Source organism: Myxococcus llanfairpwllgwyngyllgogerychwyrndrobwllllantysiliogogogochensis (assembly GCF_006636215.1).
In the GTDB taxonomy this organism is placed as follows: domain Bacteria; phylum Myxococcota; class Myxococcia; order Myxococcales; family Myxococcaceae; genus Myxococcus; species Myxococcus llanfairpwllgwyngyllgogerychwyrndrobwllllantysiliogogogochensis.
This window is the reverse complement of record NZ_VIFM01000314.1, coordinates 1-12,330: the sequence shown is the minus strand read 5'-3', so window position 1 is coordinate 12,330 and position 12,330 is coordinate 1. Positions and strand designations below refer to the sequence as shown.

Below are 12,330 nucleotides of genomic sequence, written 5' to 3'. Positions count from 1 at the left end.
CCCGTGGCCTCGGCGGACGACACCGCCCTGCTGCGCGCCCTCTTGTGGGCCGCCCGCCCCGCGCCCGAGGAGGTCCGCGCCATCGCCGTGGAGGACCTGGCCCTGCTGGGAGACCCTCGCGCGCTGGACTCGCTGGCCACGCACCTGTGGGACCCCAATCCCCGCACCCAACAGGCCGTGCTGCGCGCGGTGGCCCTCTTCCAGCACCCCCGCGCCGAGGAAATCCTGGGCAACGTGGTGCGCCACCCCCGCATGCCGGACGCACTGAAGATTCAGGCCCTCAACGGCCTCGTCTTCCAGCGGACCGCGTCCGCCCGGCGCACCGTGCAGGACGCGGCCACCGACTCGCGCCTCACCTCGGTGGTGCAGAACGCCGCGCGCGCCGTCGCCGAGCAGTGGAACGCGCCGCCCGCATCGCGCTGAGCACGTCGCTCGCCGCCCCACCAGGCGAGCAGGCGAGGAGCGCTTTCCGGGCGCGGCGTCGCCCGCGAGGGCCGAATCCTGGAGAAGTCATCGGCCTGCGTTAGACTCGCGCGCATGAAGATCACCCCGCTCGACATCCGGCAGAAGCGGTTCGAAACGGCGCTGCGAGGTTTCTCCCGCCGCGAAGTCGAGGCCTACCTTGAGCTGATCGCCGGCGAGTTCGAGGAAGTGGTGAAGGAGAACATCGCGCTCAAGGAGGAGCTGAAGCGCACGCAGCTCAAGCTCGAGCAGCACCAGGAGCGCGAGCGCACCCTCCAGGAGACGATGGTCACCGCCCAGCGCATCAGCGAGGACCTGCAGTCCGCCGCCAAGAAGGAGGCGGAGATCATCATCGCGGACGCCGAGCACCAGGCGGAGAAGATCGTCCACGGCGCGCATCAGCGGCTGGTGCAGGTGGTGGAAGACATCAACGAGCTCAAGCGCCAGCGCACCCAGTTCGAGTCCCAGGTGCGCTCGGTGCTGGACGCGCACCAGAAGCTGCTGGAGACCTTCAAGGCCCCCACCTTCGCGGACCGCGACTACGCCCGCGTCGAGGACAACGTGGCCTACCTGTCCCAGAAGAAGGCCAACGGCAACGAGTAGCCCATGGCCGCGCCCTGGCTGAAGTCCCTGCCGGACGGCGTGGAGCTGGCCCTGCTCATCCAGCCCCGCGCCTCGCGCACCCGCGTCGTCGGGGAACATGACGGGTTGTTGAAAATCCAGCTCGCCGCTCCGCCCGTGGATGGGGAAGCCAACGCCGCCCTCCTCGAGTTCCTGGGCAAGCAGCTCGGTGTGCCCCGGCGGCAAGTCACGCTCGTCGCCGGTGACGCGTCGCGCCGAAAACGCGTTCAGGTGGTGGGGGTTGATGCGGCGCGGGTCGAGGCTGTTATGTCTGGGGGATAGCGAGGCCCCCGCATGCGCCACCTGCTCGTCCTGCTCCTGTTGCTGCTGGCCATGCCTCGGGCGTGGGCCCAGGGCCTGGGTGAAGGCTCCGGTTCCCATCCCCACGGGGGCGAAGCCCTGGTGGACGACGTGGTGCTCGTCCCCCACTCCCGGCCCAAAATCGTCGCCGGAGAGCTGTCGACGAAGCGCTTCCGCATCCTCCACACGGCGGCGGCCACCGTGGCGGCGAGGGAGCTGGCGGAGAAGATTGAATCGGTGCGCGACGGCTTCGGCAACATCCTGGGGCGCGACTGGCCTGGGGTGACGGAGATTCGCCTGGGCGTGGGCCGCGAGGAGTTCGAGGCGCTGGCGCTCCCCGGCGGCCGGCCTCCGGGCTGGGCCGTGGCGCTGGCCTACCCCACGCATCAAATCATCCTGCTGGACGCGCTCAGCCTCCACGCGCCGGACGGCCAGCAGACGCTGAGACATGAGCTGGCGCACGTGGCCTTGGGACAGCTCGCCCGGGGCTGGCCCCGCTGGTTCCAGGAGGGCGTCGCGCAGAACGTCACTGGAGAGCGCTTCTCGCTCACCCACTACTCGGCCCTGTTTCGCGCGGTGACGCAGGAGCGCGTCTTCCACTTCGAGGACCTGTCCTCCGACTGGCCGGACCTGCCCGCCGACGTGGAGATCGCCTACGCCCAGAGCGCCGCCTTCGTCGCGCACCTCTCCACGCGCTACGGCCCCCAGGCGATGGGACTGCTCATCGACGGCGTGCGCGACGGGGAGCCCTTCGAGACGGCGTTCGGCAAGGCGTTCCACACCTCGCTGGACGTGGAGGAGTCCGGCTGGCGTGACGGGCTGGCCGCCCGCTACGGGTGGCTGCCGCTCACCACCAGCTCCGCCTTGCTGTGGTTGACGGCCTCCATCCTGTGCGTGGCCGCGTACGCGCGCCGACGCCAGCAGAAGGCCGCGCGACTGGCGGAGATGACGGCGCAGGAGGCCGCGGACGAGGCCGCCCTGCGGCTGATGATGGTGGCCCAGCAGCAGGCGGCCGAGGCCGGCACGCCCCTGTCGGGTCCCTCCGCGCCGCTTCAGGAGCTGTACTGGCCCGGCCCCCCCGCGTCGGAACCGGAGCCGGAGCACCCCGAGTCGCCGCCTCACGCCGAGTCGACGTCAGGCGAGTACTCCGTCGGACCCGAGCACGAGAGCGAGCAGGCGGCCGGGAGCGATGACGAGCTGAAAGCCCGCACCGCCAAGCCCACGCTGCACTGAGTCGCGCCCTCCACCCGGACCCTGTCTGGACCTTCGGACAGGTCTACAAGCCGAACCCCGAAGTTTTTACTTCGTCGCCTCCCCACGCGCGGCAGTGCCCTTTCCAAGCTGCTGATTTTCCTGGAGAGGCCACGTCTCAAGCGCTGGCAACCGACTTGCTATAGCTCCCGGTGCGATGCGGAAGGCACCGGACATGACTGAGCGGGGACGTAAGGCAGCCGGGCTGGCGCGGTTCTTCCGCCAGCAGCCAGACCGGATCGCGGCGCTGTGGCGCCGGATGCGGATGTCGGCTCACGAAGCGACTGACGGCAACCAGACTCCGCTGAGTCAGCTCGACGGCTTGGTGGAGCCCTTCGTCCGGGAGCTGGGGCTGACGCTGGAGGGGGACGACACGAGCCCCTGGAGCCGTACGAAAGCGGTGCTGCGCCTGTCGCCGGAGCGTGGCGCGCGCGCCCTGCACGAAGAATTCTCGGCGCTGCGGCGCTGCCTGGTGGACGCCGCGGAGGTGCTTGGCGGCGGGGATTGGGAGAAGGAGCGCATCAACCGCGCCGTGGATGAGGCGGTGGACTCGGCGGTGGCGCTGCTTCAGCGACTGAGGGATTCGAGAGTCGAGGGGCCTCGGGTGCCCTTCGGCGGTCTGGTGGTGGAGTACTTCGAGCGGGCTTCACGCGTCAGACACGTGCCGCCGGGCTCGAGGGATGGGCGTACCGCGATGCATTGAGGGTGGTCGGTTTTGCCGACCCGTCCGGCTTGACGCTCCAATCTTGGGAGGGTCCGAGGCCGGCGGGAGGGAGCGTGCCAGGGGTGGGGACCTCATGGCACGCCTTGTGGGGTCGCGTGCTCCCACTGGGGAGTGGTGAGCGCGCATCGCGAGCCGCTGGCAAGACGCGTGGATGGGGGTCCGCGCGACTCGCCGGTCGGACGGGTCGGCATTGTTTGTGGGGTGGTAGCGAAAAAACGAGTGGGTCCGCGGGGGGAGCGCCTACGGGGGTGGGCGCTCCTCCCGTGTTGTTTTTCAGTGGGCGTCCGACCAGCTCCGCCCCGCGCCGACATCCACCTTGAGCGGCACCTTCAGCGTGGCCACGCCCGCCATGCCGCGCGTCACCAGCGCCTTCACCTGCTCCACTTCCGCGTCGGGCGCCTCCAGCAGGAGTTCGTCGTGGACCTGAAGGAGCATCAGCGTGCGCAGGCCCTGGGCACGCAGCTCCGCGTCCACCACCAGCATGGCCTTCTTGATGAGGTCCGCGGCAGTGCCTTGAATCGGCATGTTGATGGCGGCGCGCTCAGCGGCCTGGGCCACGCCCCGGTTCTTCGAGTTCAGGTCCGCCATGTAGCGCCGGCGGCCGTAGAGCGTCTCCACGTAGCCCGTCTTGCGCGCCGTGTTGACGGTCTCCTCCAGGTAGCGGCGGATGCCCGCGTAGCGGATGAAGTAGCGCTCGATGATGTCGCGCGCCGTCTCCTGGGGGATGCCCAGCCGCGTGGCCAGACCGTGCGGTGACAGGCCGTAGGCGATGCCGAAGTTCACCATCTTCGCCACCCTACGCTGCTCGCGGTCCACCTGGTCGGGCGCGACGCCAAACACCTCGGCGGCGGTGCGGCTGTGGACGTCCTCGTCGTTGCGGAACGCCTCCACGAGCACGGCGTCATCCGCGATATGGGCCAACAGGCGCAGCTCCACCTGGCTGTAGTCCGCGCTGACCAGTTGATGGCCCGGGGCGGCCACGAAGGCGCGGCGAATCTCCCGACCCAGCTCCGTGCGCACGGGGATGTTCTGGAGGTTGGGGTCGGTGGACGACAGGCGGCCGGTGGCGGTGGCCGCCTGGTGGTACGTCGTGTGGATGCGCCCGTCGGGGGCCACCAGCGTGGGCAGCGTGTCCAGGTACGTGCTCTTGAGCTTGGACAGGCTGCGGTACTCGATGATGGCGCCAGGCAGCGGGTGGTCCTCGGCCAGCTTCTCCAGCACCTCCTGGTCCGCGGAGGGGCCCGTCTTGCCGCGCTTGATGATGGGCAGGTTCAGCTCGGTGAAGAGCACCTGGACCAGCTGCGGGTTGGAGCCGATGTTGAACTCGTGGCCCGCGTGCTTGTAGACCTCCTTCACCTGCGCTTCGACGGCCGCGTCCACCTTCACGGAGATGCGCGCCAGCTCCACCGTGTCCAGGCTCACGCCCCGCTGCTCCATCCGCGCGAGGATGGGCAAGAGCGGCAGCTCCAGCTCCCGCGCCAGCTGCGCGAGCTTCGCCTCCTCCAGCTCCTTCCAAAGCTCCGGGGCCAGCCTGCGCGCCGCCTCCGCGCGCACCGCGAAGCCCGAGGCGACCTCCTCCGGCGAGTGGTCCGCCAGCGCCCTGTCCTTCTTGCCCCGCTTGCCTTCCGCCGCCGCGGGAAGCGCGGGCAGCTCCGTGGCCAGCCGCTCGCGCGCCAGGTCCGCCAGCGCGTGCTCGCGTCGTGAGGGATTGAGCAGGTAGCTCAAGAGTTCCACGTCGTCGTGCGCGCCGGCCAGCGTGAGGCCCTCGTTGGCCAGCACCAGCGTGAGGGCCTTGAGGTCATGCCCTCCCTTCTTCACCGCCGGATCCTCCAACACGCCTCGGAACGCGGCGGTGAAGGACTCGGGCCGAACCTGCGTCGCGCCCAGCACCGCGTGGCGCAGCGGCACGTAGCGCGTGCTCGCATCCGGCAGCGCCACGCCCAGGCCCACCAGCTTCGAGGCGAAGGGCATGCCCTCGTAGGCCGGAATCAGGCTGACCGAGCCCGCGGCGCGCACGGCCTCCGCCAGGGCCTGGAGCTCCGCGTCGGTGCCCACCAGCGTCGTGGTGACGGCCAGGGGCGCGGGCTTCTCCTTCGCGGGTTCGGAGGACTCGGGCAGGCCCTGCTGCGGCAGGTCCTTGAGCAGCGCGTAGAACTCCAACTCCGTGAAGAGCTCCCGCGCGCGCGCGGAGTCCACCTCCTTGCGGGTCAGCTCCGCCACGCGCACGTCGAGCGGCAGGTCCGTCTTGAAGGTCACCAGCCGCCGGGCGAGCAGCAGGCTCTCCCTATGCGAGGCGAGGTTCTCCCGAACCTTCGGCTTCTTCACCTCGTCCAGCCGGGACAGGAGCGTGTCCACGTCACCGAACTGCTGGATGAGCTCCGTGGCCGTCTTGGGGCCGATGCCCGGCACCTTGGCCACGTTGTCCACCGCGTCGCCGATGAGCGCCAGGTAGTCGCGCATCTGCCGGGGCTCGATTCCCAGCCGCTCCTTCACGTCCTCGGGCCGGGTATGAACGTCCTTCATCGGGTCGAAGAGGCGCACGTCCTCGTCGACAATCTGGATGAAGTCCTTGTCCCCGGTGACGACCTGGACGCAGAAGCCCTCGGCCTTCGCCTTGTGGGCCAGCGTGCCGATGACGTCGTCCGCTTCCCAGCCCGCGAACTCCAGGATGGGCAGGTTGAGCGCCTCCACCACGCGGCGGATGAGCGCGAACTGCGGCACCAGGTCCTCCGGCGGGCCTTCGCGGTGGGCCTTGTAGTTGGGGTCTATCTTCTGGCGCTCGGTGCGGCTCTCCTTGTCGAAGGCGAGCGCCACGTGCGTGGGCTTCAAGTCCCGCAGGGACTTGAGCACCATGCGCGTGAAGCCGAGCACGGCGTTGGTGGGCACGCCCTTGCTCGACGTGAGCGGCGGAATCGCGTGGTAGGCGCGGAAGATGAAGCCGGACGCGTCGATGAGGACCAGGGTGGGCGCGGTGCGCGGGGGGCTGGTGTCGGCCATGCCCCCGTGCCTAGCGCGCCCGTCCCGCCCTGTCCAACTCGCTCGCTAGGGGCAGCTCCACTCCTTCTTCTTCGCGACGACCAGCTCCTCCACGCCGTCACCCTTGACGGCGAAGTCCAGCACCGCCGCCATGTCCGGGCAGCCTCCCGCCTGACGGAACGCGGAGAGCGCCGTGGCGGAGCAGAACCCCGCCGCCTTGTTCAGGTCCGGGTTGCCCGCGTAGAAGCCGAAGCCCAGCTTCCACATCCGGCATGCACGGCGCTTGTCGTCGCGGTCCGCCCAGTGCTTGCCGCGCTGGTACGACTTGTCCGCCATGTCCGCGAGGATGCTGCGCCGATAGAACGACGGCTTGGGCTCCGCCAGGTCCAGCATCAGCGACTTGTCCACCTCCAGCGCCTCGCGCAGCGGCTCGGCGGCCTTCTCCGGGTCATCCGCGGCCAGGTAGCTCTGGCCACCCTTGAAGAGCTGATCCACCGTGGACATCGTCTTGAGCATCTCGTCCGCCTGGGCGTGGAACTGCGCGGACTCGGAGCTGGCGCGCAGCTTCTGCAGGGTGGCCAGCGCCTCGCTGCCACGGCCGGCCCAGTAGTCCATCATCGCCGCCTGCATCAGCTTGTTCGGGTAGCGGCCCTTCACCGCCTCGAGCACCACCGTCTTCGGGTCCGTGGGCAGGTTGTCGCGGTTGAGCACCTCCGCCACCGGACACGTCCAGGGAATCGAGTTGGGGTCCAGCTTGATGCGCGAGATGAGGAACTTCACGAAGAGCGGATCCTTGGGCCGCCACTCGTTCTTCTTCAGGCGCCCTTCCAGCCTCACCTCGTAGCCGAGCGGCGGCTGCAGGTCGTCACGCGGCTGGTTCTGGCACCACACCGCCATGTACGTCTGGCAGCGAGGCACCGCCGCGCTCCACTGCGAGTCGCGCAGGTAGCGCTTGCAGTCGTCCAGCGCGCGCTTCGTCACCTGCTCGGCGGCCTCGGCCGCCTTGGCGCGGGCGCGGCGGAAGTACTCGCTCTCCTTCGGAATCTTGCGGAAGGAATCCAGCGCCTCCTCGGGCTTGAGGCGCTGCTGCAGCTTCTCTCCCATGGAGAAGTGCTCGAACGCGTCCTTCTCCAGCTTGATGCGCCGGATGAGGGTGTTGGCGTCGGTGTTGATGGGGTCCAGGTCCAGCACCTGCGAGCAGATCTGCTCGGCCTTGACCCAGTTGGGGGGCCCCAGCTCGCTGGAGGCATAGGAGCGGCACTCGCTGAGCAGCTCCGACACCTGCTGCGCGGGGTCGACGACGGCCCCGGTGCCCATGGGGCCTCCAGGGTCCACGGCCGTCTCGGGCATCAGCGCCTTGCCCAGCGCCGCCAGCAGCAGCACGCCCACCAGGCCGCCTCCGGCGATGAACAGCTTCTTGCGCCGGGCCTCCGGGTCCGCGCCGCCACCCTGCGCGCTGTCACGCCGCCGCGACGGGGGCGCCGAGCCCGCGCCTCGGCGGGCCGGAGCGTCGGCCTGGGGCGTCTCGAACGTCATCTCCACCACGCCGAACTGGAGCTGGTCCCCGGGCTCCAGGTCCACCGGCTCCGGGCCCAGCGGGTCGCCGTTGAGCAGCGTGCCGTTGGCACTGCCCAGGTCGCGCACCCGCACCCCGCCGCCGACCGACTCCAGCTCCGCGTGCTTCCGGCTGACCGAGTCGTCTTCCAGGATGATGCCCGCGGGAGGAAGGCGCCCCACGAGCACCTTGCCCTTGAGCGGGAAGGTCTTCCCCGCCCACGGCCCCACGGTGCCCCGCAGCAGGGGCCCACCGCCACCGCCGGGAGGACCGCCCGCGGGCCTGGGAGGCCGCTTCGCCGGTCCCGCACCCGTGGCACCAGCGGGCTTCGCCTTGATGCTGGGCAGGGCCCGGGTGGCGCGAGCACCGCCGCCCTCCGCGCCCACGGGCATGGCCTCCGCGCCCGCGGGCTTGGAGGCGCGCCGCGCGCCGGTGGCCCTACCAGGCGCCGCCTTGAGGCTCAGCGTGTAGTCGCCAAGAATGACTTCGGACTGAGGCGTGAGCGCGGTGGGCTCGGCGATGCGCTCGCCGTCCACGAAGGTGCCGTTGGCACTGCCCAGATCCTCGATGAAGACCGTCCCCGCCTCGGAGAAGACGCGCGCGTGCGTGCGCGAAACCCCTCCCTCGGTGAGAAGGACCTCACAGCCCTGCTGACGGCCCAGCTTCAGCTCGCCGGCGACTTCGTACTCGTTTTCCGTGCCATCAGGCAGACGGACGACCAGTGTGGACATGGCGCGTCAGTCCTCGCGGAAGATGCTCATGTTGACGGGGATGCCCTTGCGCTGAAGCTCGTCATAGAACTTCGGCACGAAGCCGGACGCCACGAAGCGGCCACGCACCTTGTGGTCCTCCGTGAAGCCGTCCTGCTTGTAATAGAAGATGTCCTGGAGCGTGACGATGTCGACCTCCATGCCGGACACCTCCGTGACGTAGCAGATCTTCCGCGTACCGTCCGAGAAGCGCGTCTGCTGCACGATCATGTGCACCGCGCTGGCGATCTGCTCTCGGATGGCCTTCACCGGCAGCTCCATGCCGGACATCAGCACCATCGTCTCCAACCGGGCGATGGCGTCGCGCGGCGTGTTGGCGTGCAGCGTGGTGAGCGAGCCGTCGTGGCCCGTGTTCATGGCCTGGAGCATGTCCAGCGTCTCGCCCGAGCGGCACTCGCCCACGACGATGCGGTCCGGCCGCATGCGCAGGCAGTTCTTCACCAGGTCTCGGATGGTGATGGCGCCCTTGCCTTCGAGGTTGGGCGGGCGGCTCTCCAACTGCACCCAGTGGTCCTGGGGAAGCTGCAGCTCCGCGGCGTCCTCGACGGTGACGATGCGCTCACTGTCGGGGATGAACGAGCTGATGATGTTGAGCGTCGTCGTCTTCCCGGAGCCCGTGCCGCCGGAGATGACGATGTTGCGCCGCGCCTTGACGCACATCTCCAGGAACTCGGCCATCTGCGCGGTGAGCGTCTTGTACTTCACCAGGTCCGAGATCTTCAGCGAGTCCTTCTTGAACTTGCGGATGGTGATGCAAGGACCCTTCAGCGCCAGCGGAGGGATGATGGCGTTGACGCGACTGCCGTCCTTCAAGCGCGCGTCCACCAGCGGGCTGGACTCGTCGATGCGGCGGCCGATGGGCGCCACGATTCGCTCGATGACGCCGAGCACCGCCTGATTCGAGGAGAAGGTCTTCTCCGACAGCGTCAGCTGGCCCTTGCGCTCGATGTAGATCTGGTTGGCGTGGTTCACCATGATCTCGCTGATTTCATCCGACGCGAGGAACGCCTCGAGGGGCCCCAGGCCCAGCGCCTCGTTGATGACGTCGGTGAGCAGCTCCTCGCGGTCCACGTCCTCCGGAAGCTCTCCGTCCGCTTCCATCTGGTCGATGATGTCGCGGATGGCCTTCTCGGTCCGGCGCCACAGCTCATCGTCGCCGAGCCGGTCCATGTCCATGCGACGCAGGTCGAGGTACTCGATGAGCCGGTCGTGGATCTCCTTCTGGAGTCGCGTGTAGCGCTCCATCCGGGGGTCCACCTTCTTCTTGTTCTTCGCCAGGGCGGACGCCATGGACGCGGGCATGCGTCCGGCGACAGGAGCCTTGGCCGCGGGAGCCGGAGGCGGTTCCTCCTCGTACGGCTCCTCGTCCTCGTACTGCTCCTCTTCCTCGTACGGCTCTTCCTCACCCCCGTCGTCGTAGGACTCCTCGGCCTGACCGGCGCGCGTCATCGCCGGACCCGCCTCCTCCACCAGCGGCTCCACGTTGATGATGTAGTCGCCGATGTAGATCTGGTCCGTCGGCTTCAGCACCTGTGGCGCGGCGATCTTCTTGCCGTTCACGAAGGTGCCGTTCGTGGACTTCATGTCCACGATGATGCACTTGCCATCCTTGGCGACGATGCGGGAGTGGTACTTCGAGACATTGCCCTTCGCGAGCATGATGTCATTGCCGGGCAGCCGACCGATGGTGATTTCCGGCTTGTGGTACTCACGCTGCTCGGTCCCGCCGCCCTTTTCCGCGAGGGTGATCAAAAACATGGGACGGATGCTAGCAAGCACCCCTTCCACCTCAAAGCGCCAGCCGCAGTCGACCTGCCCGCCCGCAAGGCGACGGGCCGGCATCCGCCCCGAAAAAGGGAGGAAACCGGCCCGTCCAGGGGCCCCAGGGGCCCCGACCCAAGGCGCCCCGAGGCGCCCGAGCATCAGTCGAAGATGTTGAAGTTCACCTCGGACCGAGCCTGCTTGTAGCGGCTCTTCACGTCCTCGATGATGGTGCGGACCTTGTCCGAGTCCGGGTTCACGATGCGTGGGGTCACGAAGATGACCAGCTCGCGCTTGGTGGAGTCGAACCCGCGGCTCTTGAAGAGCTCACCGATGATGGGGATGTGACCCAGACCGGGGATCTTCGAGATGGACTTCTGCTCGTCGTGGCTGAACACGCCGGACAGGACGATGGTCTCTCCGTGGCGCACGGTGACGTTCGTCTTCACCTTGCGGGTGCGGAAGCCGGGCACCGTGGACGAGCCGCCGATGGACACGGCGACGGAGGTGTCGATTTCAGACGCCTCGGCCTCGATCTCCGTCTGGATGTTGCCGTTGCGGTCCGCGGTGGGGCGCAGGTTCAGGATGACGCCGTACTTCTTGTACTCGATGGAGAACTGGTTGTTGGTGATGAGGGGGATGGGGACCTCGCCACCGGCCAGGAACTCCGCCTTCTCACCGCTGGCGCACACCAGCTTGGGCTGCGCGAGCAGGCGGCCGTAACCGTCGTTGCCCTGGAAGCCGATGGAGAAGTCCGCGCCCGCCGTCAGACCCAGGTTGGAGCCGCCCTGCCCGAAGGTGCCCGGGAACAGCTCCTGCGTCACCGTGGCCGCGGCCGTCGCCGAGCCCGTGATATCCAACGGGTAGCGGATGCCGTAACGGTCGCGGCTGTTGCGGCGGATTTCGACGAACTGGACCTCGGAGAGGATCATCCGCTTGATGCCGACGACGAGCAGGTTCTCCACCTTCTCGCCAATGGCCTTGGTGATGAGCTCCGCCTTCTGGAGGTCCTGCTGGCTCTCCACGGAGCCCTCCAAGAAGATGGTCGCGCCCACGACGTTGGCCTGAACGTTCTTCAGGCCCGCCTTCTGGAACGCCGCGTTCAGGTTCTGCGCCACCAGCTTCTTGGCGTTGGGGGCGATCTTCACGAACGACTTCACGTTCGGATAGAGGCTCACCACCTGGTCGATGCGGTCCGCGTCCTGCGTGGTGTACGCCTGACCGTCCAGGTAGATGCGGTCACCCACCATGCGGACGGAGACACCTTCGATTTCGCCCAGGAGGCGCTTGATCTCGGAGATGACCTCGTTGGGGTCCTGCTTGCGGACGTTCACGAGGTAGCTGACGCGCTGCCCCGTGGTCTTCCAGATGAGCAGCGTCGTCTTGCCCTCCGCCTGACCGGTGATGAGGAGCTGACCGGAGCCGAGCGTCTTCACCTCGGCGATGGACGGGTCACCGAGGGCCACCTTGCTGAGGCCTGGAATCGTGAGAACCTTCTGGGCGCCTACCCCGAGGCTGACGCTGGTGCCATCCTGAGCCAGGGCGGAGCCACTGGCCACCAGGGCAACGAGTGCGCCAAGCGCGGCGGCATGCGTGAAGCGTGTGAACATCGTGCGTGTCCCCTCTTCCAAGTCTCTGCGCTAACCCAAGCTTTCGTGCTGCCACCACAGCGCCCAGAGTGTTCCGAGCGCGATGGCCACCCCGTAGGGGATATGACGCCGCTCGGTGGGTTGCGCGCCCGAGCGCGCCAGGTGCAGTCGCACCGCCCAGCGCCGCAGCGCCGCCGCCACCGTGTCCCAGACCGCCCCTTGCCACAGGAGCGAAACCACCGCCTGGGCCGCACCCACCAGGGAGATGAACGCGGCGGCCGCCATCGACGCCGGGAACCCCAGCACGGCGCCCACCCCTCC

The 12,330-nt window shown here is 68.6% G+C and carries 10 protein-coding genes; 5 read left to right on the top strand and 5 right to left on the bottom strand.

Annotated elements, in window-relative coordinates:
* The 5 genes from FJV41_RS43125 to FJV41_RS43105 form a co-directional block, all read left to right on the top strand.
* Nucleotides 1–423 (top strand): HEAT repeat domain-containing protein (locus tag FJV41_RS43125; RefSeq protein ID WP_246137778.1); only part of this gene is annotated, 423 nt, incomplete at its 5' end.
* A 114-nt stretch (nucleotides 424–537) separates the two neighbouring features.
* Nucleotides 538–1,065, top strand: a complete 528-nt coding sequence (locus FJV41_RS43120) for a DivIVA domain-containing protein (RefSeq protein ID WP_141648455.1) — start codon at nucleotides 538–540, stop codon at nucleotides 1,063–1,065.
* 3 nt (nucleotides 1,066–1,068) lie between these two features.
* Nucleotides 1,069–1,365 (top strand): DUF167 domain-containing protein, encoded by a 297-nt coding sequence (locus FJV41_RS43115; protein WP_141648454.1) that lies wholly within the window; start codon nucleotides 1,069–1,071, stop codon nucleotides 1,363–1,365.
* Between the two features lie 12 nt (nucleotides 1,366–1,377).
* The gene (locus tag FJV41_RS43110) at nucleotides 1,378–2,616 is read left to right on the top strand and encodes a peptidase MA family metallohydrolase (protein WP_141648453.1); all 1,239 of its coding nucleotides are present in this window, start codon (nucleotides 1,378–1,380) and stop codon (nucleotides 2,614–2,616) included.
* A gap of 175 nt (nucleotides 2,617–2,791) precedes the next feature.
* Entirely contained in the window at nucleotides 2,792–3,337 is a 546-nt protein-coding gene (locus tag FJV41_RS43105) for a hypothetical protein (protein WP_141648452.1), read from the top strand.
* Between the two features lie 294 nt (nucleotides 3,338–3,631).
* On the opposite strand, the gene polA is transcribed toward FJV41_RS43105, so the two are convergent.
* The 5 genes from polA to FJV41_RS43080 all read right to left on the bottom strand — a co-directional run.
* Complete coding sequence (gene polA / locus FJV41_RS43100) at nucleotides 3,632–6,355, bottom strand: DNA polymerase I (RefSeq protein WP_141648451.1); 2,724 nt, start codon at nucleotides 6,353–6,355, stop codon at nucleotides 3,632–3,634.
* Between the two features lie 45 nt (nucleotides 6,356–6,400).
* Nucleotides 6,401–8,620, bottom strand: coding sequence for an FHA domain-containing protein (locus tag FJV41_RS43095; RefSeq protein ID WP_141648450.1), 2,220 nt, complete (start codon nucleotides 8,618–8,620; stop codon nucleotides 6,401–6,403).
* 6 nt (nucleotides 8,621–8,626) lie between these two features.
* The gene (locus tag FJV41_RS43090) at nucleotides 8,627–10,417 is read right to left on the bottom strand and encodes a TadA family conjugal transfer-associated ATPase (protein ID WP_141648449.1); all 1,791 of its coding nucleotides are present in this window, start codon (nucleotides 10,415–10,417) and stop codon (nucleotides 8,627–8,629) included.
* A gap of 164 nt (nucleotides 10,418–10,581) precedes the next feature.
* A complete protein-coding gene (locus tag FJV41_RS43085; protein WP_141648448.1) occupies nucleotides 10,582–12,030 on the bottom strand; it encodes a type II and III secretion system protein family protein in 1,449 nt (482 codons plus the stop codon).
* Between the two features lie 30 nt (nucleotides 12,031–12,060).
* Nucleotides 12,061–12,330, bottom strand: a 270-nt coding sequence (locus tag FJV41_RS43080) for an A24 family peptidase (protein WP_497812669.1), incomplete at its 5' end; no start/stop codon positions are given.